The organism is Piscinibacter sp. PDB1-1 (assembly GCF_056675995.1).
Window position 1 is genome coordinate 2,215,866 of the sequence record NZ_JBWVZJ010000001.1, and the last position, 25,587, is coordinate 2,241,452.

The 25,587-nt window shown below is 69.7% G+C and carries 21 protein-coding genes; 12 read left to right on the forward strand and 9 right to left on the reverse strand.

The genetic code is table 11. The annotated features are described in order from the left end of the window. The first annotated feature begins 112 nt into the window (after nt 1-112). The 4 genes from AC1KAR_RS10265 (at nt 113) to AC1KAR_RS10280 (ending at nt 4,747) form a co-directional block, all read left to right on the forward strand. Nucleotides 113-1,096, forward strand: coding sequence for a DUF2157 domain-containing protein (locus tag AC1KAR_RS10265; protein ID WP_480317108.1), 984 nt, complete (start codon nt 113-115; stop codon nt 1,094-1,096). Beyond that, the gene (locus AC1KAR_RS10270) at nt 1,089-2,714 is read left to right on the forward strand and encodes a GDYXXLXY domain-containing protein (protein WP_480317110.1); all 1,626 of its coding nucleotides are present in this window, start codon (nt 1,089-1,091) and stop codon (nt 2,712-2,714) included. The genes AC1KAR_RS10265 and AC1KAR_RS10270 overlap by 8 nt, the downstream gene beginning before the upstream one ends. Before the next feature lie 5 nt (nt 2,715-2,719). Next, nucleotides 2,720-3,490, forward strand: a complete 771-nt coding sequence (locus AC1KAR_RS10275) for a fumarylacetoacetate hydrolase family protein (RefSeq protein ID WP_480317112.1) — start codon at nt 2,720-2,722, stop codon at nt 3,488-3,490. Nucleotides 3,491-3,601: 111 nt separating this feature from the next. Next, the gene (locus AC1KAR_RS10280; protein WP_480317114.1) at nt 3,602-4,747 is read left to right on the forward strand and encodes a thiolase family protein; all 1,146 of its coding nucleotides are present in this window, start codon (nt 3,602-3,604) and stop codon (nt 4,745-4,747) included. Between the two features lie 136 nt (nt 4,748-4,883). On the opposite strand, the gene AC1KAR_RS10285 is transcribed toward AC1KAR_RS10280, so the two are convergent. Continuing rightward, on the reverse strand, nt 4,884-6,800 hold the full coding sequence (locus AC1KAR_RS10285) for a PhoX family protein (RefSeq protein WP_480317835.1): 1,917 nt from the start codon (nt 6,798-6,800) through the stop codon (nt 4,884-4,886). Nucleotides 6,801-6,839: 39 nt separating this feature from the next. After that, a complete protein-coding gene (locus AC1KAR_RS10290; RefSeq protein ID WP_480317116.1) occupies nt 6,840-7,442 on the reverse strand; it encodes a TetR/AcrR family transcriptional regulator in 603 nt (200 codons plus the stop codon). Between the two features lie 360 nt (nt 7,443-7,802). On the opposite strand from AC1KAR_RS10290, the gene AC1KAR_RS10295 reads away from it, so the two are divergent. Further along, the gene (locus tag AC1KAR_RS10295; RefSeq protein WP_480317118.1) at nt 7,803-8,576 is read left to right on the forward strand and encodes a ferredoxin--NADP reductase; all 774 of its coding nucleotides are present in this window, start codon (nt 7,803-7,805) and stop codon (nt 8,574-8,576) included. A gap of 108 nt (nt 8,577-8,684) precedes the next feature. Here the strand turns inward: AC1KAR_RS10295 and AC1KAR_RS10300 are convergent, their stop codons facing one another. Further along, nucleotides 8,685-8,996 carry a hypothetical protein gene (locus AC1KAR_RS10300; protein WP_480317120.1) on the reverse strand — a complete coding sequence of 104 codons (312 nt, stop codon included), beginning with the start codon at nt 8,994-8,996 and terminating at the stop codon, nt 8,685-8,687. A 174-nt stretch (nt 8,997-9,170) separates the two neighbouring features. Between AC1KAR_RS10300 and AC1KAR_RS10305 the strand changes: the two genes are divergently transcribed. Continuing rightward, entirely contained in the window at nt 9,171-9,806 is a 636-nt protein-coding gene (locus tag AC1KAR_RS10305) for a DNA-3-methyladenine glycosylase I (RefSeq protein WP_480317122.1), read from the forward strand. 8 nt (nt 9,807-9,814) lie between these two features. Here AC1KAR_RS10305 and AC1KAR_RS10310 read toward each other — a convergent pair whose 3' ends face one another. Next, entirely contained in the window at nt 9,815-12,889 is a 3,075-nt protein-coding gene (locus AC1KAR_RS10310) for an ATP-binding protein (RefSeq protein WP_480317837.1), read from the reverse strand. Nucleotides 12,890-13,076: 187 nt separating this feature from the next. Here AC1KAR_RS10310 and AC1KAR_RS10315 point away from each other — a divergent pair, with 187 nt between their 5' ends. After that, nucleotides 13,077-13,766: a restriction endonuclease gene (locus AC1KAR_RS10315; protein WP_480317124.1), complete on the forward strand. Its 690-nt coding sequence runs from the start codon at nt 13,077-13,079 to the stop codon at nt 13,764-13,766. Between the two features lie 16 nt (nt 13,767-13,782). Here AC1KAR_RS10315 and AC1KAR_RS10320 read toward each other — a convergent pair whose 3' ends face one another. After that, the gene (locus AC1KAR_RS10320) at nt 13,783-14,382 is read right to left on the reverse strand and encodes an FMN-dependent NADH-azoreductase (protein ID WP_480317126.1); all 600 of its coding nucleotides are present in this window, start codon (nt 14,380-14,382) and stop codon (nt 13,783-13,785) included. A gap of 110 nt (nt 14,383-14,492) precedes the next feature. Here AC1KAR_RS10320 and AC1KAR_RS10325 point away from each other — a divergent pair, with 110 nt between their 5' ends. Both AC1KAR_RS10325 and AC1KAR_RS10330 read left to right on the forward strand, forming a co-directional pair. Then, on the forward strand, nt 14,493-15,461 hold the full coding sequence (locus tag AC1KAR_RS10325) for a LysR family transcriptional regulator (protein WP_480317128.1): 969 nt from the start codon (nt 14,493-14,495) through the stop codon (nt 15,459-15,461). Nucleotides 15,462-15,562: 101 nt separating this feature from the next. Further along, complete coding sequence (locus AC1KAR_RS10330; RefSeq protein ID WP_480317129.1) at nt 15,563-16,087, forward strand: lipopolysaccharide assembly protein LapA domain-containing protein; 525 nt, start codon at nt 15,563-15,565, stop codon at nt 16,085-16,087. Between the two features lie 65 nt (nt 16,088-16,152). On the opposite strand, the gene AC1KAR_RS10335 is transcribed toward AC1KAR_RS10330, so the two are convergent. The 3 genes from AC1KAR_RS10335 to AC1KAR_RS10345 all read right to left on the reverse strand — a co-directional run bounded on the left by AC1KAR_RS10335 (nt 16,153) and on the right by AC1KAR_RS10345 (nt 21,720). Then, nucleotides 16,153-19,266: an efflux RND transporter permease subunit gene (locus AC1KAR_RS10335; protein ID WP_480317131.1), complete on the reverse strand. Its 3,114-nt coding sequence runs from the start codon at nt 19,264-19,266 to the stop codon at nt 16,153-16,155. 15 nt (nt 19,267-19,281) lie between these two features. Beyond that, entirely contained in the window at nt 19,282-20,409 is a 1,128-nt protein-coding gene (locus AC1KAR_RS10340) for an efflux RND transporter periplasmic adaptor subunit (RefSeq protein ID WP_480317133.1), read from the reverse strand. A gap of 204 nt (nt 20,410-20,613) precedes the next feature. Next, on the reverse strand, nt 20,614-21,720 hold the full coding sequence (locus tag AC1KAR_RS10345; RefSeq protein ID WP_480317135.1) for a hypothetical protein: 1,107 nt from the start codon (nt 21,718-21,720) through the stop codon (nt 20,614-20,616). Between the two features lie 202 nt (nt 21,721-21,922). Here AC1KAR_RS10345 and AC1KAR_RS10350 point away from each other — a divergent pair, with 202 nt between their 5' ends. The 3 genes from AC1KAR_RS10350 (at nt 21,923) to AC1KAR_RS10360 (ending at nt 24,452) form a co-directional block, all read left to right on the forward strand. Then, nucleotides 21,923-22,906, forward strand: a complete 984-nt coding sequence (locus AC1KAR_RS10350; RefSeq protein WP_480317137.1) for a helix-turn-helix transcriptional regulator — start codon at nt 21,923-21,925, stop codon at nt 22,904-22,906. Nucleotides 22,907-23,026: 120 nt separating this feature from the next. Further along, nucleotides 23,027-24,121 carry a hypothetical protein gene (locus tag AC1KAR_RS10355; RefSeq protein WP_480317139.1) on the forward strand — a complete coding sequence of 365 codons (1,095 nt, stop codon included), beginning with the start codon at nt 23,027-23,029 and terminating at the stop codon, nt 24,119-24,121. Between the two features lie 49 nt (nt 24,122-24,170). Continuing rightward, nucleotides 24,171-24,452, forward strand: coding sequence for a DUF427 domain-containing protein (locus AC1KAR_RS10360; RefSeq protein ID WP_480317141.1), 282 nt, complete (start codon nt 24,171-24,173; stop codon nt 24,450-24,452). Here the strand turns inward: AC1KAR_RS10360 and AC1KAR_RS10365 are convergent. Beyond that, a complete protein-coding gene (locus AC1KAR_RS10365; RefSeq protein ID WP_480317143.1) occupies nt 24,436-25,512 on the reverse strand; it encodes an extracellular catalytic domain type 1 short-chain-length polyhydroxyalkanoate depolymerase in 1,077 nt (358 codons plus the stop codon). The two genes, AC1KAR_RS10360 and AC1KAR_RS10365, sit on opposite strands and share 17 nt — an antisense overlap. Between the last annotated feature and the right edge of the window lie 75 nt (nt 25,513-25,587).

A 25,587-nucleotide genomic window follows, 5' to 3' on the forward strand; every position in this document is an offset into this window, starting at 1 on the left:
ATGCTCCTGCAAAGCCGCCGCGCCGAGCCAGCGCGCGGGTGGCAAGGCCCCGGTCGCGTCCCCGCCTTTGCTCTGCGAAGATGCGCCGCGATCAAAACGGGGGAGGTGAAACATGCACACAACGAGAGGCGCGGTCCACGCGCTGGCCGACACGTACGGCCTGGACGACAGCGGGCGCCGCCATCTCCTGCAACTGGCCGGGGCGGGCGCGGAGCCGGCGGGGCTGGCGCACTGGCTGCCGCGAGGCCTGGCGGTGCTCGCGGCCGGCCTGCTGGGCCTGGGCGTGGTGATGTGGATTGCTGCCAACTGGGGTGACATCGGCCGCGTGGGCCGCTTCGGCCTGCTGATGGCCCTGGTGGCAGCCACCGGCCTGGGCGCTGCGGCCCGCCCGGGCGCCCGCGCACCGCTCGGCCTGCTGTGCCTGCTCGGCACGGGCGCGCTGTTCGCCTACTTCGGTCAGACCTACCAGACGGGCGCCGATGCCTGGCAGCTCTTCGCACTCTGGGCCGCGCTCGGCCTGCCGCTGTGCCTGGGGGCGCGCAGCGATGTGCTGTGGGCGCCTTGGTCGCTGGTGGCGATGCTGGGCATCTCGCTGTGGACGCAGGCGCAGCTCGGCCACGGCTGGCGCGTCACGCCGGGCGATCTGCCGCTGTACGCCGCAGCCTGCGGCATGGCGCTCGGCGTGGTGGCGCTGCTCAGCCCGCTGCTGCGGCGCATCACCGGGGCCGGGCCCTGGGGCCAGCGCACGGCCGCCACGCTGGCGGTGCTGATGCTGACGGCTACCGGCCTGGGCGGGCTGTTTCGCGAGACGGTGGCGCCGCAGTACCTGCTGGGCCTGCACGTGCTGTGCGCGATGGCGGGCTGGTCGGCGATCGGCCGCGGCTTCGAGGTCTTCGTGCTCAGCGCGGCGGCGCTCGGGCTGAACACGCTGCTCATCGGCGGGCTGGCGAGGTGGCTGTTCGACGGCAGTCGCGCTGACGCCATCGGCACCTTGCTCTTGCTGGGGCTGGCTGCAGCCGGGCTGCTGGCCGCCACCGTGGCCGGCATTCTGAAGTTGTCGCGCCACCACGCCGCCGCGGAGGCCCTCCATGCATGACGCCGCACTCGACGCGCTGATGACGCAGGCCCGGGCCGAAGCCCTGCTGCCCGAAGAGGGCGCCGCGCCCGCGCCAGGCGAGCTGCGCCCCTGGCCGGTGGTACTGCTGACGGCGCTGGGCGCGTGGCTGGCAGCGCTGCCGCTGCTCGGTGTGCTGAGCCTGCTGCTCGGGCCGCTGGTCGACAACACGTTCGGGCTCTACCTGGCCGGCGGACTGCTGCTGGTGGCGGGCGTGGTGGTGCTGCGCTCCGCCACGGTGCCGCTGTTCGTGGAGCAACTGGCCGTGCCCGTGCTCTGGACGGGTGCGAGCGCGCTCGGGGCGGGGCTCTTCGAACACCTGCCGCGCCCGCTGGCGGCGCTGGTGCTCGCGGTGGTGCTGGTGACCGTGGCCTTGCTGCTGCGGCAGGGATGGCTGCAGGTGCTGCTTGGCGCGGCGGCGGCCGGTCTGGTGGGCCTGGCCCTGGTCGAGCCGGGATTTGGCGATCGCCTGATCGGCTGGTCGCAGAACTGGTTCGCGGTGCATATGCTGCTCGCGGTGGCGGCGAGTGCGCCGGGGTGGCAGGGGCGCTGGCGTGGTCGCGGCCTGGCGCTGGAGTCACTGGTCACGGGCTGGTGGCTCACCACGGTCGCCGCGCTGGCAGTGCTGGCCGGTATGAGCTTCCTGGTGGGTGGCGTGCTGTTTGGCGGGGCGATGACGGGTGCGTTCACGCACGAGGGCGGCACCGCGGCGTTGCAGGTGCCGGGCGTGGTGAGTGCGCTGCTCGCGCTGGCAGCGGCCGGCCTGCTCGCCGGCACCTGGCCGGGCCTGCGGCGGCCGACGCTGGCCGTGGTGGCGTTGTGCCTGACGCTGCTCGCGGGCTTGATGAGCACGCTTGGGGGCACGCTGTTCGCGCTGGCCTGCCTGCTGCTCGCGGGGCGCTGGCGCCTGGCCGGAGCGGCAGGGCTGGCGGCGGTGTGGATCGTGGGCGCCTTCTACTACGCGCTGGCCTGGCCGCTGGCCACCAAGGCCTTGGTGCTGGTGGCGGTGGGCGTGGTGATCGGTGCGGCGGCACTCTGGCTGCATGGGCTGCACGGCGTGCGCCCCAGCGCCGCGGCGACTGTGCCTCGCCGCGCGATCGGTCGCGGTGCGGTGGCCGTGGGTGCGGGCACGCTTGCCACGCTGGCGGTGGCGGGCATCGCCATCTGGCAGAAGCAGCAGCTCATCGAGGACGGCACACCCGCCTACGTGGAGCTGGCGCCGGTGGACCCACGCTCGCTCATGCAGGGTGACTACATGCGGCTCAACTTTCGGGTGCCGGCCGAGCTGGCCAGCCTGCCGCCGGCGGTGACGGCCGCTCGGCCCAAGGTGGTGGCGCTGCGTGATGCCCGCGGCGTGGCCACGCTGCTGCGTGCGGCGAAGCCCGGCGAGACACTGGCAACAGGCGAGTTCCTGATCGAGCTGACCCCCAAGGACGGCCACTGGATGCTGGTGAGCGACGCCTGGTTCTTCCGCGAGGGCGAAGCCGAGCGCTGGGCCAAGGCGCGTTACGGCGAGTTTCGTGTGATGCTCGATGGTCGGGCCCTGCTGGTCGGCATGGCCGACGAGAAGCTGCAAGCGATCCATCCCGAGAAGGAGTGAATGAAATGTCTGCCACCGATGCCGTGATCGAAGCGCTGCTGCAGGCGCGCCGTACCCCGCAGGCCGCGGATGCTGATCCGCTGGCCAAGTCCATCGTGACGGCCGACGACGCCTATCTGGTGCACGCCGCCGTGGCCAACGAACTCGGCTGGTTCGAGGGCGACGGCGGTGTGGCGCGCCACTGGAAGTCGGGCGGCGCGTCGCGCAGCGCCGGCATCAGCCACGCCCCGCTGCCACCGGCCGGCGTGTGGGCCAGCCCGGCCGACGCACGCGCCTGGCCGTTTCGGAAGCGCTACATCGAGGCCGAGATCGCGCTGCGACTGAGCCGCCCGGTCGATGCCGCATTCGCCGCCACGCTCGACGAGACGAACGCGGCTGCGCTCGTGGTCGACGCGATGACGGTGAGCATCGAGATCGTCGACTCGCGGTGGCAACAGGGCCTGGGGGCGCCGACCTTGCTGCGACTGGCCGACCTGCAGTCGCACGCCGCGCTGGTGCTGGGCGACTGGGTGCCCTTTGAAGCGCGCGACTGGATGCAGCAGCGCTGCGAGGTGAGCATCGGCGGCGTGCTGCGCGAGTTCCGCGGCAGCCACTCGCTGTACGACCCGGCCTACGTGCTGCCCGAGTGGCTGCGCCACGTGACGCAGGGCGGCGCGGTGCTGCCCGCCGGTGCGGTGGTCACCACGGGAACCTGGTGCGGTGCGATCGAAGCACAGGCGGGCGATGCGGTCCGCGTGGCCTTCGACAGCGTGGGCGAGGCGGCCGTTCAGCTCTGACGCAGGCCCGCTGATTCCTTGACTGCAGGCCGTTCGAACGACGGCCTGCATCTTTTTGCGCGCTTGATATGATGATGATAATCTAATGATTCACCCCACCAGGAGCTCACCATGACGACCGCCGTGATCGCAGGCTATGCCCGCACCCCGTTCCACTTTGCGAAGAAGGGCCGCCTGGTCGGCGTGCGCCCCGACGACCTGGCCGCCACGGCGGTCAAGGGCCTGATCGAACGCACGAAAGTGAACCCGCAGGACATCGAGGACCTGATCCTCGGCTGCTCGTACCCCGAGGGCGAGCAGGGGCACAACGTGGCCCGCATCGTGGTGTTTCTCGCCGGGCTTCCCGAGACGGTGGCCGGCACCACGGTCAACCGCTTCTGCGGCTCGGCGATGACGGCCATCCACATCGCCGCCGGCCAGATCGCCATCGGCGCGGGCGAGGTGTTCGTCTGCGGTGGCGTCGAGTCGATGACGCGCGTGCCCGACGGCGGCTTCAGCTCCTCGCCCAACCCCGCGCTGCGCGCGCGCTATCCGCAGGCTTACATGAAGATGGGCGAAACCGCCGAGGTGGTGGCCGAGCGCTACGGCGTCACACGCGCAGCGCAAGAGGAGCTTGCGGTCGAGTCACACCGCAAGGCGGCTCGTGCGCAGGAGCTGGGCCAATTGCGCGACGAGATCGTGCCGGTGACAACGCCCGAGGGCGAGGTGGTCGATGCCGATGGTTGCATCCGCCCCGCGACTTCGATGGAAGGCCTGGCCGGCTTGAAGCTGGCGTTTCGCGAGCCCGGCAACGGCACGGTGACGGCCGGCACCTCGTCGCCACTGACCGATGGCGCGACGGCAGTGCTGGTGTGCGCCGAAGACTACGCGCGCCGAAACGGCCTGCCCATCCTCGCGCGCATCCGCTCGACCGCGGTGGCCGGCTGCCCGCCCGAAGAGATGGGCATGGGCCCGGTGCCGGCGGTGAAGAAGGCGCTGGCGCGCGCCGGGCTCGCGGTGGGCGACATCGATCTTGTCGAGATCAACGAGGCCTTCAGCAGCCAGGCCGTGGCCTGCCTGCGCGAGTTGGGCATCGCGCGGGAGAAGATCAACCTCGATGGCGGCGGGCTGTCGATCGGCCACCCGCTTGGCGCCACCGGCGCGCGGCTGGTGGGCAAGGCGGCGACGCTGCTGCAACGCGAGGGCAAGCGTTATGCGCTGGCGACGCAGTGCATCGGCGGCGGGCAGGGGATTGCGACGGTGCTGGAGCGCGTGTGATCTGAGGTGTGCGGGTGTCGGAGCGGGGCTTCGATACCTCAGCCTGAGCGGGTGGTGGCATGCGACGAAAGAACTCCGAACACATCTGGGCCGCTCAGCCTGAGGTATCGAAGGCTCGCCCCAAAGCCCCGCCATCTCAAGCCCCGATCACCCCCCCATCCCACCTGCGGATCACCACCGTCGCCGAGCGCGGGCGGCCGTCGGGTCGGAAGTCTGGCCAGTTGGAGTAGCGCCGCGGGTTCGCCGGGTCGGTCGATTCGCTCGGACTCTCGCCCGGGTGCTGCACGTTGATGAACATCGTGCGCCCATCCGGTGTGGCGGTGGCCCCGGTGATCTCGGCACCCGGCGGGCCGACGAGGAAGCGGCGTACCTCACCGCTGCGGGTATCGGCGGCCAGCATCACGTTGTTGCCCAGGCGCGCGTACTCGCCTTTGCCGGCCACGCTGCCGCTGATGTCAGTCTGGATCCAGAGCAGGCCGCGGCCATCGACCCACAGGCCGTCGGGGCTGCCGAAGGCGTCGCCTTTCACGTTGCCCTGTGCCTCGGGCCGGGCGTTGGCCGCGTCGCCGGCGAGAACGAAATGGTTCCACTCGAAATGCTCGCCGTCATGGTCGCCGTCTTCGCGCCAGCGGATGATCTGCCCCATCACGTTGTTGGCGCGCGGGTTCGCGGCATCCACCCCCGGCTGCCCGGGCCGCCCGCGGGCGCTGTTGTTGGTGAGCGAGCAATAGACCCAGCGCTCGCGGTCGATCGCAACCCACTCGGGGCGGTCCATCTTGGTCGCCCCCAGCGCATCGCTCGCCTGGCGTGACTTGATCAGCACCTCGCCCTGGTCGGCAAAACCATTCGCCGCGGTCAGGGGCCCCTGGCCATGCACCACCGGCAGCCAGCGGCCGCGACCGTCGGCGTCGAAGCGCGCCACGTAAAGGGTGCCGTGGTCGAGGAGTTCGGCATTCGCCGGGTAGCCACCAGGGCGGACGGCATCGCGGCTGACGAACTTGTAGATGTACTCGAAGCGTGCGTCTTCGCCCGAGTAGACGACCGCGCGGCCGCTTCGTGTGACGGCCACCGTGGCGCCTTCGCGCGCGGCGCGGCCCATGGCCGTGCGCTTCACCGGCGTCATGGTGGGGTCGTGCGGATCGATCTCGACCACCCAGCCGAAGCGGTTCGGCTCGTGGGGGTGCTTGGCGGCATCGAAGCGCTCGTCGTGCAGCTCCCACCCGAAGTAGCCCGGCTGCCCCTTGCGCTGGCCCCAGCGCTGCTGGTGTGCATCGGGCTCGGGGGCACTCTTGAAATAGAAGGCGAAGTTCTCCTCCGAGGTGAGGTAGCTGCCCCAGGGCGTGATGCCGCTCGCGCACTGGTTGAGGATGCCCAGCACCCGCGTGCCGCTCGGGTCGGCCGCCGTGCGCAACAGCGCGTGGCCCGCGGCCGGGCCGCGCAGCTCGACGGGCGTGAAGGCGGTGACGCGGCGCGCATAGCGCGAGGGCTGCACCACGTGCACGCTGCCGTCGGCCGCGCGCCCCACCTCGATCACCGACACCCCATGGGCCGCCTGCGACTTGCGCACCTTCTCGGCCGACCATCGGGCCCGGCCGTCGGTGTGCAGCAGGCCGTCGTCGGTGTATTCGTGGTTGATGGCGAGCAGGCCGGTCGTGTCGGTGAGCGCGTAGTAGTGCATGCCGTCGTGGTGCATGCCCATCTGCAGCGCCTGCTCGGCCGCGCTGTTGCCGGCGTTCCACTGGAAGGGTGGCATCTGGCCGGGCACGCCGACCGGCTCGCCCCAGGCGGCGATCACCTGCGTCACATAGCCCTCGGGCACGGTGATGGTGTCGGCCGTGCCGGCGGGCACGCTCTTGAAGCCGAGCAGGGTGTCACCGGCAGGGGCCGCGCTTGCAGGCGCCGCCTTCGTGACCGCTGTGGCACAGCCCCCAAGCCCGAGCGGAGCCAGCAAGCCGCCAGCCGCGAAGGCCAGGCTGCCCTGGAGCCAGGTGCGCCGGGCCGGGTCGCTGACGTCATGGATGCTGGGGTTGGAGGAGCGGTTGCTGCACTCCATCGTGTCGAAGTCTTTGGGCACGGGTGCGCTTGTTCCGGATCAGGCCACAGGCTCGGGCAGCGGCAAGGTCAGGCGCTCGCGGATCGAACGACGCGAGGCACGCAGGATCGCGGTGGAGTGCTCGGGGTCGGCGATCGAGCGGGCTAGCACCACGGCGCCGACCATCTCGGAGAGCAGCGACACCGCGCCCACGCCGGGCTCGGGGTGGCCCATGCCTTCGAGCTGGCGGGCGATCAGCGTGGTCAGGCGCGCGGCGCCCTGCTCGAAGGCGACGCGCGCCTCGGGGGCCAGGCGGGGCAGGTCGGCAGCCATCGCGGCGATGGCGCAGCCCTGCTCGCGGTGGTCGCGGTGATAGCGCGAAAGGTAGAAGCCCACATAGGCGGCGAGGCCGTCGCCCGCCGGCTTGCCGGCCGCCAGCTCCTCGAAGTAGGCACAGGCCGAGTCGAACATCTCGCCGATGGCGGCGACCAGCAACTCTTCCTTGCTCGCGAAGTGGGCGTAGAAGCCGCCGTGCGTGAGCCCGGCGCGGCCCATGATGGCGGCCACGCTGATGCGGTCGGGGCCTTCGGCCCGGATGGCCGCGGCGGCTTCCTTCAGCACGCGGGTGCGCGTGCGTTGCTTGTGTTCGGCGTCGTAGCGCATCGGCGGGGTGTGGGATGACGGCCATCATCTTAGCCTCGCGCGGGCGGGGCCGGGGTCGCGGAGCCAGCCAGGCCTGCCGTCTTCTTCGCACGGCACGCATATGGTTATGCCCAATCAATCGAGGGGCGTAGGGCGCCAGGCGGCCCGGGGCGGCGGGTTGCGGGCACAATCCGGGGTGGCGCGCCTGCAGCGCCGCCAAGGTCGTCCACCCCAGCCAGCCGAGGGCAAAGCCCTCAAGGCCCACTCCGCCCACCGGGCTCAACGGGTTGCCGCTCGCCGACAGCGATGGTCACGACCGAGGCACCTCCCCTGGCCCTACCTGCGTGCGCTGGCAACAGTGCCGCATCCGGAAACCCGCGCATGAGTAATCTTTTCGACGCCAAGGTCCTGACGGTCCGCCACTGGACGGACCGCCAGTTCTCGTTCACCTGCACCCGCGACCCGGGCTTTCGCTTCCAGAGCGGCCAGTTCACGATGATCGGTCTCGAGGTCGACGGCAAGCCGCTTTTGCGCGCCTACAGCGTGGTCAGCCCGCACTGGGAAGAGAACCTCGAGTTCCTGAGCATCAAGGTCCAAGACGGCCCGCTCACCTCGCGCCTGCAGCACATCCAGGTCGGTGACACGGTCAAGATCGGCCGCAAGGCCTCGGGCACGCTGCTCACGCAGAACCTGCTGCCCGGCAAGCACCTGTACCTGCTGTCCACCGGCACCGGTCTCGCGCCCTTCATGGCCATGATCCGCGACCCCGAGGTCTACGAGCTGTACGAGAAGGTGATCCTGGTGCACGGCTGCCGCCAGGTCGGCGAGCTGGCGTACGACGAAGTCATCACCAAGGAGCTGCCTGAAAACGAGTTCTTCGGCGAGCAGGTGAAAGAAAAGCTCATCTACTACCCGACCGTCACGCGCGAGGCCTTCCGCAACCAGGGCCGCATCCCTACGCTGATGGAAACCGGCAAGCTGGCGCAAGACATCGGCCTGCCGCCACTGTCGATCGAGAACGACCGCTTCATGCTGTGCGGCAGCCCCGAGATGCTGCGCGACACGCGCACGATCTTCGACAAGATGGGCATGACCGAAGGCAACATGAGCCACCCGGGGCATTTCGTCATCGAGCGGGCGTTCGTGGACAAGTAAGCCGCACGGTGCGTGCGGCAACGGCTCTGCGGAGCCGAGCAAGAGCCCCCTCGCGGGGCTCTTTTCGCGTCAGGAGGGCCGAAGCGGCCGACAGCCGAAGAAAAGCCGTCAGCCGAAGAAGTGCTTGAACAACTCCGGCTCGTCCACCTCGCGGGTCGCGAGGCCGTGGATGGGTTCGTGGAACGGCACGGAGGCAGGCTTCGTGTCCAGGCTCGCAGGCATGGTCACGCCCCAGGCGGTATTGAAGTCCGAGGCCTTGGATGACCGCACGATGGGTGCGGGCGCGCGGCCGGCGGGCTTGAGGTTCATCGGCGCCATGCGCATGGCGAAAGAGGGCAGCTCCTCCCACTCGATGGTGTCGGCCGGGGCGGCTGCGCGGGCGTGGCGGGGTGCCAGCGGGTGGGCGGCAGTCGTGCTCATGGTGTCGGTGGTTCCTGTGTGTTCAAACGCTGTGCATAGGCTATCGGCCTGCGCGGCGCGCCATGGATGGAAAAGGCGGCGAACGCGAGCCTTGTTCGCGCTGACTGCTGACACCTCGTGACTTTGTGCGCGTCTGTGAGGGCGCGCCCGGCTTGACGCGGCCACAATCGCCGCATGACGACCCGACTCGCCCCCGGCCTGTTCGCCGGCGCCGATGGCGCCCACCGCTGCTTCTGGTGCGAGGCCACGCCCGGCTACCAGCACTATCACGACAACGAGTGGGGCTTCCCCGTCACGGACGAGCGCCGGCTGTTCGAGAAGCTGATCCTCGAGGGCTTCCAGTCGGGCCTGAGCTGGCTGACCATCCTCAACAAGCGCGACAACTTCTGCGCGGCCTTCGACAACTTCGAGGCCGAGAAGATCGCGCGCTACAAGGAGCGCGACATCGAGCGCCTGCTGGCCGATGCCGGCATCGTGCGCCACCGCGGCAAGATCGAATCGACGATCAACAACGCGCAACGCGTGCTGGCGCTGCGCGACGAGTTCGGCTCGCTGGCGGCCTACGCGTGGCGCTACGAGCCCGAAGCGAAGAGCCGCCCGAAGCGCATCACCCAGGCCAGCCTGAAGGCGATGCCGGCGTCACAGGAGTCGACAGCCATGTCGAAGGACTTGAAGAAGCGCGGCTGGAGCTTCGTCGGCCCGACCACGGTGTATGCCTTCATGCAGGCGATGGGGGTGGTCAACGACCACCTCGAAGGCTGCCACGCGCGCGACGCGGCGCTGCAGGCGCGGGCGGCGCTGAAGCTTTAGCTCACGCGTCAACTCACGCGGGGTGCCTCCAGCCAGCGCAGCAGGCAGGCGTGAAGCTGCTGCGGCCTGACGGGCTTGGCGATGTGGTCGTTCATGCCCGCGGCGAGGCAGGCCTCGCGGTCTTCGGCGTAGGCGTTGGCCGTCATGGCGAGGATGGGCAGGTCGGCGCAGCCGGGCAGTTGCCGGATCGCGCGAGTGGCCTGCAGGCCGTCCATCACCGGCATCTGCACGTCCATGAGCACCAGGGCGTAGTCGTTCTGCGCGGCTTTGTCGACCGCCTGCCGGCCGTCACCCACCACATCGGCGTCGAGGTTCAGGCGGCGCAGCAGTGCGAGCGTGACCTCCTGGTTGACGGGGTCGTCGTCGACGAGCAGGACCCGAGCGCCGGCGTGGCGATCGCCGATGTGGGTTTCGGCCGAGAGAGGCGCGGGCTCGGTGTCGGGCCGCTCGTCGGCAACGGTGGCCAGGCGTGCGGTCATCCAGAAGGTGCTGCCTTTGCCGGGCATGCTGCGCACGCCGATGCTGCCGCCCATCAGCCCGGCCAGGCGCTTGGCGATCACGAGCCCGAGGCCGGTGCCGCCATAGCGGCGTGAGGTGGAATCGTCGGCCTGCGAGAAGGGCTGGAACAGGCGCGCCTGTTGTTCGAGGCTGATGCCGATGCCCTGGTCGCGTACCTCCACGTGCAGCATCACGGCTTCGTCGCCCAGGGCCTCGACACGGGCGCGCACATGGATCGTGCCCTGCTCGGAGAACTTGATCGCGTTGCTGAGGAAGTTGAGCAGGATCTGCTCGAGCCGCATCGGGTCGCCGCGCAGGCGGGCCGGGATGCCGGGCGCGAGCTCGGTGTGCAGGCTCAGGCCCTTGGCCTCGGCGCGCTCGCGCAGCATGTTCTGCGTGTTGGTGATGACCTGCGCGGTCTGGAACTCGCGGTCTTCGAGTTGCAGCCGGTCGGCCTCGATCTTGGAGAGGTCGAGGATGTCGTTGATGATGCCCAGCAGGTGCTGCGCCGCCGCGCCAACCTTGTCGAGCTGCGCGCGCGCGTGCGGGTCGCTGCTGTCTTGCTGCAGCAGGTGGGTCAGTCCGATGATGGCGTTCATCGGCGTGCGGATCTCGTGGCTCATGTTGGCCAGGAAGACGCTCTTGGCGCGGCTCGCGGACTCGGCGGCGTTGCGCGCGGCTTCGAGATCGGCGGTGCGCTTGGCCACGAGCTGTTCGAGGTGATGGCGGTGGCCCTGCAGCTCCTCGCGCGCCTGGCGCGCTTCGGTGATGTCGAGCACGGCGCCGTAGATTCGCGAAACCTTGCCCTGCCGGTTGTGCACCGGCTCGCCCAGCACACGCACCCACACGCGGCGCCCTGCGCCGGTGACGATCTGCGCCTCGAGGTCGTAGGGGGTGCCGTGCGTGGCGCACTCGACGAAGGCGCGGTAGATCATCTCGCGGTACTCGGGCGCGTAGCGCTCGCGGGCCTGGTCGAGTGTGAGCGCGGTGCCTTGCGGCAGTTCGTGGATGGCCATGACTTCGTCAGACCACACGAGTCGGTTGTCGCGCAGCGTGACGACCCAGCCACCCAGGTGGGCCATCTTGCTGGCCACGCGCAGCAGGCGTTCGCTCTGGCGCAGCTTTTCCTGCGAGGCGCGCAGGTCGGTGATGTCCTGGATCACGCCGAGCAGGCGTTCAGGCCGCCCGTTGCGCAGCACGGCGCGGCCGCGAGAGCGGGTCCAGATCTCGCGACCACCCGGGGTGATCATCGGGACCTCCAGATCCCACGGCGTGCCATTGGTGATGGCGTTGCCGATGATGGACTTGAGCTGCTCGCGTGCCGAGGGTGCGCACAGGTCGAAGCCGCGCTCGAAGCTGTAGTGCATGCCCGAGGGGATGTCCAGGATGTAGCGCATCTCGTCGGACGAGGTGGCCGTCATGGTCGGGATGTGCAGCTCCCAGCCCGCCACCCGCGCCAGCTCGCCGGTGCGGCGCTGCAACTCCTGGCGGCGCAGCAGCTCGCGCTCGGCGCCCACGCGCGCGGTGATCATCTTGCCGAAGTCGTCGGCCAGGGCTTGCACCTCGAGGGGTGCGCCGCCGAGCTGCAGGTGGTGCAGGGTGTCGGCCACGGCCGAGGGGTCGGTGGTGGCCTGGCGCGCCGCGGCGGCCATGGCCTCGACCGGGCGGGCCGTGCGGCGCGAGATCGCGTAGGCGAGCGCGGCGGCCAGCGCCATGGCCAGCAGGCACAGTGCGGCGCTGGCCCACGCGCGTTTGCGCATGGGGCCGTAGATGTCGTCCAGCGGCACGCCCACGGCCACGTGCCAGCCCGTGCCGCGCACGGGCACCACGCCGAAGATGCGGGGCACGCCGGCGTGGTCGGGCGACGCGATCGTCTGCGCCTGGCCGGCCTTCAGCTGGCTCACCCAGTGCAGATGCGCCAGCGACTTGCCGATCCAAACGCGGGGCTCCAGGCTGCTGCCGATCACCACGCCCTGCGCGTCGACGACGCGGGCCAGCGCGTTGGGCGGCAGGGCGCCCTCGCCGGGGGCGAGGTGCATGCGGCCGAGGTCGATCGACAAGGCCAGCACGCCGGGCGACTCGCGGCTGCCGCTGGGCGCCGGCATGGCCTGGGCGACGAGCAGCACGTGGCGACCGCTGAAGCGACCGATGCTCACATCGCCGACAGCGAAGCCGCCCGAGCGCAGCGCCGCCTGCAGCGGCAGGCTGGGCGAGACGCCGCGGGTGTGCGGCGGCTGGGGGATCGCGGTGCACACCACCTCGCCGGCGCGCGACACGCTCGCGAGGTTGGTGTACGCGGGAAAGAGGTCTCGGAACGAAGAAAAGATGGAGGGGCAGCCGGTGGCGTCGAGGGCCAGCACGCTCGGTCGCTGCGCCAGCTCGCCCAGCAGCCGGCGCGCCTCGCGCAGCGTGGTTTCGGTTTCCATGGCGGCGCTCAGGGCCGCCCGCTGCACATCGTCGCGCGCCCGTTCGATCTCGCTCTGGGCCTGCGAGTAGATGGTGTACGCGATGAGCGCGATCAACGGCAGCGCGGTGACGAGCACCAGCAGGCTCAGGCGCGAGCGGATCGGCAGGGCGTTGCGCATCGACAAGGTGAATGCGTGGGGAGGTTGATTTCCGCATGCCCACGCCAGGGTGTCCAGTGCAGCCTTGTGCACTTTCTGTCGGTAGCTGCCTGCCTTGTGGCCGCCTGCCAGCTCGGGTAGCCTGCGCGGTGCACGCCGGAGGGCGTGCGGTGACGACCCCACGACGCGACCCGCTGCTGACGCACCGATGACCACAGAGCAACAACGCAACCTCTTCACGCGCTTGGCGCAACGGCTGCGCACGCGCGGCGCGCCGACCCCGGCGATGGCCTTGCCGGTCGGCCCCGAGCTGCTGCAGGGTGTGGGCTGGACCCAGTTCGAGGAGATGGCCGCCGAGGGCTTCCGCCTGCGCGGCTACGTGGTCAGCGAGACGGGTGGCGGTGGCGGCCGGTCGGTCGACATGGTGCTCACCCGCGGCCACGACCGCTACCTGGTCGACTGCAAGCCCTGGCGTTCCAACGCCGTCGGCGTGGCGCCGCTGCGCGAGCTGCACGGGCTGATGGCCTCGCGCGGCGCGGTCGGCGGGTTCGTGCTCACCTCGGGCGTGTTCACCGCCGAGGCGATCCGGTTTGCCGAGGGCCGCGGCATCCAGCTCATCGACGGCACCTTGCTGCGCGACCTGATGTTCGCCCGCGAGGAAAAGACGCTGCCGGTGATCGTGCGGCGCGAAGGGCCGTTCCTCGACACCACGCTGCCGCCGGCCGCCTGGCGCCGCCGCGCGGCCCCGTGCCCGCTGTGCGGCGGGCAGATGGTCGAGCGGCTGCAGGAGCAGGGCGAGTTCGCCGGGCAGCGCGTGCTGGGTTGCCTGCACCACCCGCTGTGCGACGGAGTGCGTGAGTTGTCGCCCGACGCCGCGCCGGGCGACTCGCCACGCTAAGCCCCACCAGAGGTGGTCAGGCCAGCACGGCCTCGATCTGGGCCTGGGCCGACGCCAGCGCCTGCTCCTCGGCTTGCGCGCCCATCGCCAGCCCTTCGGCATAGATGAACTGCACGTCGGTCATGCCGAGAAAGCCCAGCACCGACTTCAGGTACGGCACCTGGCTGTCGGCCGGCGTGTCGCGGTACAGGCCGCCACGCGCGAGCGCCACGTAGACCTTCTTGCCCTGAAGCAGGCCGACCGGGCCCTTGTCGGTGTACTTGAAGGTGACGCCGGTGCGGGCGATGGCGTCGATCCAGTTCTTGAGCGCGGCCGGCACGCCGAAGTTGTACATGGGCACGCCCAGCACCAGCACGTCGGCGCCCTGCACTTCGGCGATCAGCGCGTCGTCTTGTGCGATGCGCTCGGCCTGCGCCGGGCTGCGCTGGTCGGCAGGGGTGAACAGGGCTTGCAGCGTCGCTTCGTCGAGGGCAGGGTGCGGTGCCTTGCCCAGGTCGCGTACTGTGAGTACTGACTCTCCGTCTGATGATTGCAGACGTTGAACCAAGTCCTCGGCCAAGCGGGTCGAGTGCGAGCCGGTGGTGCGGGCGCTGGAATTGATTTGCAGGATCTTCATGGCGTGTCCTTGGGGAAAGGGGTTGCGATGGAGAAACTTTAGTTGTCCCGAAATCAAACCAGAAGATGTTAAAATGGATAACATCGTTCCACCACAGCAACGATGAAGCCATGGACACGATCGAAGCCAACGACCTGCTGCTCTTCGCCCGCGTGGTGGAAGAAGGCAGCATCAGCCGGGCCGGCGAGCGCCTGGGTTTGCCCAAATCGACGGTTTCGCGCCGCCTGGCAGCGCTCGAAACACACTTGGGTGAGCGCTTGCTCCTGCGCACCACCCGCAAACTCACGGTGACCGACTTCGGCCACGGGGTGCTGGAGCATGCCCGCCTGGTGGCCGACGAGGTCGATGCGGCCACCGCCCTGGTGCAGCACCGGCAGGCCAAGCCGCGCGGGCGGCTGCGGGTGTCGATGCCGCCCGACATGGCCACGCTCGTGCTGGAGCGGCTGCTGGGCGAGTTCGTCACCCGCTACCCGGAGATCTCGCTAGACCTCGATCTGTCGCCGCGCCGCGTCGACCTGATCGGCGAGAACTACGACCTGGCCCTGCGCATGGGTGCGCTCGACGACGACAGCTCGCTGCTGGCGCGCCGGGTGGCGACGTTCTCGCACGGCCTCTACGCGTCGCCGGCCTACCTGCGCGATCGAGGGGTGCCGCCCGAGCCGGAGGCGCTGATGGAGCACGACACCTTGCGCATCCTCAGCCGCACCGGCGATCTGAAGCCCTGGGTGCTGACCCGCGGCGAGGCCGTCTGGGAGGGCGTGCCACCGGTGCGGGCGCGCGCCAATTCGCCCGAGATGCTCATGCGCCTGGCGCGTGCCGGCGCGGGCATCGCCGAGGTCAACGACCATTTCGCCGAGCCCTTCGTGCAAGGCGGTGAGCTGATGCCCGTGCTGGTCGACTGGTACCTGCCGCCCCAGCCGTGCTGGGCCGTCATGCCCGGCCGGCGGCTGGTGCCGGCGCGCACCCGTGTGTTCCTGGAGGCGATCGAGGCCGAGTTCGAGGGCCCGCGCTGCCAGGCCGCCAAGGAGCAGGCGCAATCGCTGCGCGAAGCGCGCGCTCACGGGCAGCCATCCGCCTGAGGGCGGGCTGCGGGCGCGCGCTGCGAACCCGGGCCTGTCCTACAGCCAAGATGCGTGGCTTGCATTAGCCTCGCAGGGCCGAGACAAGCAAGGAGACGACCATGACCCGCATCCTGTTCCTCATCGCGCTGATGCTGCTGATCGGGGTGTTCGCCCTGCTCAACTGGACGGCCATCACGACACCGACCACGTTGTCGCTGTTCTTCACCGACGTGCAGGCGCCGCTCGGCCTGGTGCTCCTGGGTCTGTTGCTGGCTTTCGCGCTGGTGTTCATCGCCTGGGCAGTGACCATGCAGGCGACCACCCTGGTCGAGACGCGCCGCCACACCCGTGAGTTGAACGCTCAGCGCGATCTGGCCGACAAGGCCGAGGCCTCGCGCTTCAGCGAGCTGCGCACCTTCCTCGAAGCCGAGCTGCGGCGCGTGGGCCAGTCGTCGTTCGAGGTGCGCAACGAACTGCTGGCGCGCATCGACCGCCTGCAGGAAGAGACCCGCCGCGGCCAGGAACTGCAGGCCAACTCGCTGGCCGCGACCATTGCCGAACTGGACGACCGCCTCGTGCGAGGCGACCTGCCGCCGCGCGACATCACCTCGCGCAACGATCTCACGCCGCCGCTGCGCCGCTGATCCTCACGCCATCAGGTGCACGGCGTCGTGCGTGCCCGCGAAGAACACGCACGACGCATTTACGTTCACTTCCCTTCGTCTGCCACCGGGCGTGCCGCGGGCGCCGCATCACCAGCGTGATGGTGGCGCATGGTGCGCCTGGACACCCACTGCTCCAGGTCGTCCACGAAGGTGAACACCACCGGGATCACGAGCAGGCTCAGGAAGGTCGAGGTGATCAGCCCGCCGATCACCACGATGGCCATCGGTGAGCGAAAGCTCGGGTCCACGCCCAGGCCGATGGCGATCGGCAGCATGCCGGCGCCCATGGCGATGGTGGTCATCACGATCGGGCGTGCGCGCTTGTGGCAGGCATCGAGGATCGCGTCCCAGCGGTTCAGGCCGTGCTCGCGGCGCGCGAGGATCACGTAGTCGATCAGCAGGATCGAGTTCTTGGTCGCGATGCCCATCAGCATGATGAGGCCGATCATCGACGGCATGGACAGCGCGGTGTGCGTGATGAAAAGCGCGAGGAAGGCACCCGGGATCGACAGCACCAGCGCGACCAGGATGGTCGCCGGCTGCACGAAGTCCTTGAACAGCAGCACCAGCACGATGTAGATGCACAGCACGCCGGTGGCCATGGCCAGCAGGAAGCCCGACACCAGCTCGCCCATGGCCTCGGCGTCGCCCACTTCGGTCTGCGTGACGCCCGGCGGCAGGTTCTTCAGGCTCGGCAGGTTGAGCGCCTGCTCCTGCACCTGGCCGAGTGGCTGCTGGTTCAGCTCGATGTCGAAGTTGATGTTGCGGCGGCGGTCGAAGCGCGCGATCTCGGCCGGGCCGCTGGAGATCTCGATGGTGGCCACGTTGGACAGCGGCACCGGCCCACGCGCACCGGGAACCGGCAGGCGCGAGAGCACATCGATGTCTTGCCGGCCGGCGTCGGACAGCTTCACCACCACCGGCACCTGGCGCTCGGAGAGATTCATCTTCGCCAGGCCCTGGTCGTAGTCGCCGGCGGTGGCGATGCGAAGGGTGTCGGCGATGGCCGCCGAGGTGACGCCCAGGTCGGCGGCGCGGGCGAAGTTGGGCCGCACGATCAGCTCGGGGCGCACCAGGCTGGCGGTGGAGGTGACCGAGCCGATGCCGGGGATGCTGCGCAGCTCGCGCTCCACCTGTGCAGCATGCTGCGCCAGCACGCGGCCGTCTTCACCGGCCAGCACCAGCACATACTTCTCGCTCGACGCGCCCAGGCCCACCTTCACGCGCGCGCCTGGCAACGATTCGAGTGCGGTGCGCAGCTGGGACTCGATGTCTTGCTTGCTCAGGCCACGGCGTTCGTCGCGGTGCGTCATGTTGATGGTGAGCACCGCCTTGCGCACGTCGCCCGCGCCTTGCGGTGCGAACGGGTCGGCGCCGGCGCTGCCACCGCCGATGGCGGTGTAGACGAGTTTGATGTGCTCGTTCTTCTGCACGATCTCGCGCGCCTGCTCGGCCAGCGCGTAGGTCTCCTTGAAGGTGCTGCCCGGCGGCAGCGTCACGGTCACCTGCGTCTGCGACAGGTCATCGGGCGGGATGAAGCCGGTGGGCAGGAGCGGCACCAGCATGATCGCGCCGACCAGGAAGACCGCCGTGGCGACCAGGGTCCACAGCCGGTGGCCCAGGCACCAGCGCGCCCAGCCCATGTAGATCGAGAGCCACTTGGCCTCTTTCTCTTCGTGCTTGGGGTTGCGCAGGATGTACGCCGCCATCATCGGCGTGAGCATGCGGGCCACGACCAGCGAGAAGAACACGGCGATGGCCGCCGTCCAGCCGAACTGCACGAAGAACTTGCCGGGGATGCCGCCCATGAACGCCGTGGGCAGGAACACCGCGATCAGCGTGAAGGTGGTGGCGATCACCGCCAGGCCGATCTCGTCGGCTGCTTCCATGGCGGCCTGGAAGGGCGTCTTGCCCATGCGCAGGTGGCGTGTGATGTTCTCGATCTCGACGATGGCGTCGTCCACCAATATCCCGACCACCAGTGACAGGCTCAGCAGCGTCACCACGTTGATGGTGAAGCCCATCGCGTACATGACGGCGAAGGTGGGGATGGCCGACAGTGGCAACGCCACGGCGGAGACGAAGGTGGCGCGGAAGTCGCGCAGGAACAGCCACACCACCAGCACCGCCAGGAAGGCGCCTTCGTACAGCAGCTTCATCGAGCCGTCGTAGTTCTCGACCACCGGGTCGACGAAGTTGAAGGCCTCGGTGATGGTGATGTCCGGGTGCGCGGCCTTGAGCTTCTCAAGCGCTGCACGCACGCCGTCGGTCACATCGAGTTCGCTGGCGCCGCGCGAGCGCACGATCTCGAAGCTGACCACTGGCTTGCCGTTGAGCAGCGCGGCCTGGCGCTGCTCGGCCACTGTGTCGCTGACGTTGGCGATGTCGGCCAGGCGCAGGTGGCGGCCGTCGGACAAGGTGACTTCCATCGTGGCCAGCTCATGCGCCGACTGCACGGTGGCGAGCGTGCGCACCGACTGTTCGGCGCCACCCAGGTCGGCCCGGCCGCCCGAGGCATCCTGCTGGATCTCGCGCAGGCGGCGCGACACGTCGGCCGCGGTGATGTTGAGCGAGAGCATGCGCGCCGGGTCGAGCTCGACACGCACCTCGCGCGAGACGCCACCCACACGCGTGACCGCGCCCACGCCGTTCACGGCCAGCATCGTCTTGCTGACCTGGTTGTCGATGAACCACGACAGCGCCTCGTCGTCCATGCGCGTGCTGGACACCGTGTAGGTGAGGATGGGCGTGCCCGCGAGGTTGACCTTCTGGATCACCGGGTCGCGCAGGTCGGCCGGCAGGTCGGAGCGCACGCGGGCCACCGCGTCGCGCACTTCGTCGATGGCTTCCTGGGTGGGCTTTTCCAGCCGGAATTCGGCCGTGAGGATGGCGGTTCCGTCGAGCAGCGTGGTGTAGATGTGCTTGAGGCCCTGCACGGTGGCGAGCGAGTTCTCGATCTTGCGCGCGACCTCGGTCTCCATTTGCGCCGGCGAGGCGCCAGGCAGCGAGGCCGTCACCGTGACCATGGGCAGGTCGATGTCGGGGAAGTTCTGCACCTTCATCGCCTTGAAGCCCAGCAGGCCGGCCAGCGTGAGCATGATGAAGAGAAGGATCGAGGGGGTCGGGTTCTTGATCGACCAGGACGAGACGTTCAGCATGCGCCGTTCCCCTGCTCACTTGGCGGCCGGCGCGGCGGCGGGTGCGGGCTTGGCCGGTGCGGCCTCGACCACGCGCACGGTGTCGCCATCACTCAGGAAGCCGCCGCCCGCGCTCACCACGCGGGCGTTGGCGGCCAGGCCGCTGGTGATCTCGATGCGGTCGCCGATGCGCCGGCCCACGCCGACCTTGCCCTGCACCACCTTCGAGTCGGCGCCCACGGTGAGCACGTAATGGAAGCCGTCGCGCAGCACCACCGCGCTTTGCGGCAGCGTGAGGGCTTGGCTGGCGCCGATGTCGAACTCGCCGCGCGCGTACATGCCGGCCTTGAATTCGGGGCTGATGGGCAGGTCCACGTAGACCAGGCCGTTGCGGGTTTGTGCGTCGACGGTGGGCGCGACCATGCGCACCTTGCCGACCAGCGGCTCGCCGCCGCTTGCGGGCACCACGCTTGCCGCCACGCCGGGTTTGAGGCGGGTGAGCTCGCTCGACGGCACTTCGGCCCGCCATTCGAGGCGGCCCTGGCGGATCAGGCGGAACAGCTCGGTACCGGCCGGCACCACGGCGCCCACGGTCGCGCTGCGGGCGGAGATGACGCCGGCGTCGGGCGCCGCCACCTGGGTATGGCCCAGGCGCAGCTGCTGCACGCGCAGCATGGCGCGCTGCGCATCGAGCCGGGCCTGTGCGGTGCGTTCGGCGGTCAGGTAATTGCTGACCTGCTGGCCGCTCAGCGCGCCCATGGGTTGCAGGTCGCGGGCGCGCTTGGCGTTGGCGCCGGCCTCGCTCAGGGTGGCCTCGGCCTCGGCGACGGCGGCCTTGGCCTGCAACACGTCGGCATTCACCGAGTCGGCGGCGAACACGGCGAGCACCTGGCCCTTCTTCACCACGTCGCCCACGTTGACGCGCACCTCCGACAGGCGCAGGCCGTTGGCCTCGGTACCCACGCTGGCCTCTTGCCAGGCGGCGACGTTGCCGTTGGCGCTGATCTTGATCGGCAGCCGGGTCTGCTGCGGCTGGGTGACCGTGACGGTCAACGCGGCCTTGGCGGGGGCGGCGGCGGTCTTCTTGTCGTCATCGGCGGCGACCGCGGCGAACACCGCGATGCCGAGGCAGGACACGAGCGCGAGCTTGGAGGTGTGGGTCATGACAGTGCGGTGAGAGCGAAATCTGGGGCAGGAGCCGGCGGGACCGCCGATGCTGCCAGAGACCTGCTGACAGTGCGCTGTCAGAAGCAAGAACCACACGCGCAGGGGGTGGCAGCCGCGGCCCGCCCGTTCTGTGCACGCGGTCGTGCGGGAGAGCCGGGCAAGCTTACCCGAGCGCTGAGGGGCCGCGTTGCCGTGCGGCGATCACCCCAGCAACGACAGCTGCCGAGGCGGCGCAGCGCGTCGACGGTTCAGCACGGCGTGCGGCACGTAGCCCCGGCTGTCGAGGTGCCAGCCGTCGGTGGCGGCGTTGTCGTCGAGCTGTTGCACGCGCAGTGCGCCGAGCTTGCGTGCAGCCGCCTTGGCGACCAGCGCCTCGCACTGCGCGGCCGTGAGTTGCCGCGCAAAGGCCGTCCAGCGTTGCAGCGCGAGCGGGTTGCGCCAGGCGTCTTCGATGGCCCAGCGCAGCGTCTCGGGGCTGCTCGTCTTGCCGGCTTCGAGCACGCGCGGCAGCAGGGCGTGAAAGAAGGTCTGGAAGTCGCGCTTGAGCGCCTTGCCGGGCAGCAGGTCTTCGAGGCGGGCGACGCGGTGGCTCCAGCCGGGGCTGAGCAGTTGCTGGCTGATGAAGGCCTGCAGCGCCTGCACCGGGTTGAACAGGCGCAGGCGGTTGGGCGGCAGCACGAGCATGGGGATTGCGGCGGCCGCCTCGTGCGGCAGGGCCTCGACGTAGCTGCACAGCACCGCCACGCGCGACCACTGTTCGGCGCTGAAGCCATCGAGCCCGCCGAGTTGCTCGTCTTCCACGCGCTGCGCCTGTGCCACCGCGGAGCGGAAGCCGTGCGCGGCTTTGGCGTGGTTGGCGCGGGTGGCCATCACGGCGAGGTTGCCTGCGGCGTAGGCGGCATCGCTGCGCACGCGGTCGATGGAGGCGTCGCTGCCCTCCAGCGTGGCGCTGCTGAGCGGCACGCGGGTGATGGGGCAGTGGCTCACGTCGATCTGCTGCAGGTAGTGCGGCGTCACCTGCACCAGCTCCACGCTGCGCCCACGCAGCCAGGCGTGCAGGCGCAGCTGCAGCCACTTGCGCACATGGCGGGTGGGCTCCAGCGTGCGGGTGCCGAAGGTGGCCTGGCCGGCGAGCCAGCCATTGCGCAGCGGCGAGGGCTCTTGTGCGTAGGGCGCGGGCGGCGTGACGCGGTAGTGGGCGTAGTCCCAGCCGAGTTCGAATCCGATGTGTTCGTGGGTGGTCAGGCTCGTGTGGGCGCTGGCGTGTCCGATGACGAAGGTGTTGATGGTGTGCAGTTCGGTGGTCATGTGTTGGCTCCGGGTCAGAGGGGTTCGCTGCACCGATTGCAGCGATGGAGTCAGTGTTTCGCTTGGGTGGCTCATTGCGTGAGCCAGCGCCAATCTGTGGCGAATCCACCTCTGCGGATATGCTCGGGTCGGGTGGCTCATCTGGTGAGCCATTGGTGTGCCACATCCCGTGTCGCATCAGTCCTGTACGAACACCACCAACATGGACCGCACCGAACGCTTCTACAAGATCGAACTCCTGCTGCGCAGCCGCGGCTGCGTGAGCTTCGCGGATCTGCGCGAGGAACTCGGCGTCTCGCCCGCCACCCTCAAGCGCGACTTGCAGTACCTGCGCGACCGACTGAGCGCGCCCATCGTCTACGACCACTACGACAACGGCTACCGCTTCGAACAGGCCACCGGCACGAGCGCCGCGCGCCACGAGCTGCCCGGTCTGTGGTTCAGCGAGCAGGAGATCACCGCGCTGCTCACCATGCACCAGCTCATGGCGGGCCTCGACGACGACGGCGTGCTCTCGCGCCACCTGCAACCCATGATGGACAAGCTGCAGGGCATGTTGGGGGCGGATGAGAGCGAATCGCGCGAGCTGATGCGCCGCGTGAAGGTGATCTCGACCGCGCGGCGGCGTGCGCCGAGCCGCCACTTCGAGCTGCTCGGCAGCGCGCTGGTGCAGCGCAAGCGGGTGTGGCTGCGCTACTTCAAGCGCAGTGACCGCAGCACCAGTGAGCGCGAGGTCTCGCCGCAGCGATTGGTGAACTACCGCAACACCTGGTACCTCGACGCCTGGTGCCACGCCAGCGAGGGCCTGCGTCGCTTCTCGCTCGATGCGATCCAGGAGGCCCGGCCGCTCGACACCCGAGCGCGCAACGTCGCGGTGAAAGACCTGGAGGCCGAGCTCGATGCCGGCTACGGCATCTACAGCGGCGCCGACGCCAAGGTGAAGTGGGCCACGCTCGAGTTCGGCGCCGATGCCGCGCAGTGGGTGGCGGTGGAAGAGTGGCACCCGCAGCAGCAAGGCCGCTGGCTCGATGACGGCCGCTACGAGTTGCGCGTGCCCTACAGCGAGCCCACCGAGCTCGTGATGGACATCCTGCGCCACGGCGACAGCGTGGTGGTGAAGGGTGACAAGGCGCTGGTGCAGACGCTGCGCACAAGGCTGGCGCGGGCCGCCGCACTCTATGGGTGAGTGGGCCTGACAACGGTGCAGCGCGCACCGTCCTGCCCTCATTCGTTCAGATGATGTGTGAGCGTGAGCCACTGCCTACGCTGCGACTCCGGTTCATTCAACAATCTGGAGGAAAGCATCATGCACATCAACCAGTCCCTTGGCACGCTGTTCATGTCGGCGGCAGTGGCCTGCACCGTGGCGGGCTGTGGAGGGGGCGGCGGCGATGATGCCCCGTCTTCCGCCCCACCCCCGCCCCCACCGGTTTCTCCCACGTGCAGCGCGCTGCAGAGCGGGACCTACCGGCTGGTGATCCCGAACATGGCGGCGGCTGGTCAGTTCTCGACGGACACCCTGAAGATCAATGCGGCGACCGGTGTGACGCAGGCCCCCAACGACCCGACCGACACGGGCCAGCTCACCTCGACCGGCAACTGCACCTTCACCACCGACAACGGTGGCGACGCGGTCGTCTCGTCGGCAGGCGTGATCGTGTTCCGATCGAACGAAGGCGGGGTGATGCGGCTCGGCTTGGCTTTCCCCGAGCAGGCGATTCCTCTGGCTGACCTGGCCGGCACGTGGCAGATGATGGGCTTCGAGCGCGACAGCGCCGGCAGCTACGCCGCGACGGCGGGCGCCGGGGTGATCAGTTCCACTGGCGCGATCACGCTCACACGCTACTGCCCCACGCTCCAGACCTGCGCGCCCGTCACATCGCCGCCGTCGTTGACATTGCAGACCAACGCGGCCGGCGGCTTCGATTTCGTCCAGCCAGGCAACGACCCCTCGCGCACCTTCGCCTACCGCAGCCCATCGGGCGATCTGATGCTGGTCGACCTGTCCGGCAACGGCAGCATCGGCATCTTCACCCAGCAGCGAACCCTCACCCTGCCGGCGGTGAACAGCCGGGCCGCCTCGTGGGGCCTGTGGACCAACCCCTCGCTGGTGTCGAGCAACCTGGCGTCGTCGAGCGACTTCACCACCACCGCGGTGGATGCAGGCGCCGGCACCTACACCCGCATCAGCAACACGGACGGGCACAGCGAGACGATCACCATCAATTCGCCGTATGCCGGGTTCAGCACGCGTGCCGAGGGCACGGCGACCACCAATGCCGGCGCCACCGTCGCAGTGCGCGGGTTCACCTCGATGCCCTTGCGGGGCATGGGGGTATCGGTGCTGTCGCTGCCCAGCCTGGGCGGTGGCGCCTTCTTCCTCTCGGTGACGCCGCCCTGATCGCTCGCGGCCTGGAGGCATGATGGGAGCTCCCGCAAGGAGCCCCATCATGAAAGCCACCTGGAACGGCGTGACCCTGGCCGAAAGCGACGACACCGTGGTCGTCGAAGGCAACCACTACTTCCCCGAGAGCAGCCTGAAGCGCGAGTACGTGAGCTTCAGCAACCACCGCACGAGCTGCCCGTGGAAGGGGCAGGCGTACTACTACAGCCTGTTCGTCAACGGCGAGATGAACCCGGATGCCGTCTGGTACTACCCCGAGCCCAGCGAGGCGGCGGCCGAGATCAAGGGCCGCGTGGCGTTCTGGAAGGGCGTCAAGGTCGAGGAGTGATGGGCGGCGTGGCGGCGGCGGCGCCCAGCGGGTGCTCCGCAAAGAAGCGCAGCATCTCGCGCGAGGCGTCGGGCCCGAGCGGGTCGGTGTAGCTGCCCTTGCTGCTGCCGCCCGACCAGGCGTGCGCCGACCCTTGAACCAGCCAGTGTTCGGCGGTGACGCGGCCGGTGGCGTCGCGAAAGCGGCTGCGCACGTAGGCATGGCCGTCGGGCACCTGGCCGGGTTCGATCTCCGAGGGCGTGCAGGTGGCGAGCAGCAACTCGCTGTTGCGCGGGTGCACGGTGGCGTCGTGGTCGCCGTGGAAGACGATCATCGGTGCGCGCTTGTCGCCGCCAGAAGGCAGAGGGCAGCGCGGGCCGTTCTTCATCGCGTTGAAGGCGCTGGCCACGCTGTTGGCCGAGCCCTGCGGCAGGCCCGAGTGCACGCCCACGGCGGCAAACAGGTCGGGGTATTCGTTGGCCATGATCGTGGCCATGGCGCCGCCGGCCGACAACCCGGCCACGTAGACGCGCTGTGTGTCCACGGTATGGGTGTGCATCACATGCCTAACGATGGCCGCGAGCAGTGCGGGCTCGCCGTGGCCGCGTTTCTGGTCGCCGGGCTGGAACCAGTTCCAGCAGCGGTGGCCGTTCTGGCGTGGCGTCTGCGCCGGGTAGACGACGCGCCAGCCGAGCTCTTGCGCCACCTCGTTCATGCGCGTGCCGGCGGCGAAGTCGTCGGGGTTCTGCTTGCAGCCGTGCAGCATCAGCAGCAGCGGCGCGGGCGCGTCATCGGCCATGCCGGCGGGGCAGAAGAGCTTGTAGTGGCGCAGGCCCTCGGCGGTGGCAAAGGGGAGTTCGTCGAATCGTGCCGGGAGCGGAGCCGGGTGCGCGGCGGGCGGAGGGGCTTCATCGGCCGGCGCCGCGGGCGGGCGCCGCATGTCCGGCGCGATGGTGTCGCCGTGCGGCACCGTGCCGCCCGAGGTCTCTTGCGCCGGGTCGACCTCGCGCACCAGGCCGTCGAGCACGATCACGCTGTCAGCGGCGTCGGCCGGGGCTGACGGGCCTGAGGGGGTTGGCATACGGCCGCGGGCGGGGAGGTTCAGGGCCCTCTGGATGGCTTGGGTCGCTTCGGCCAGGCTGCCGCGCCGGGTGAG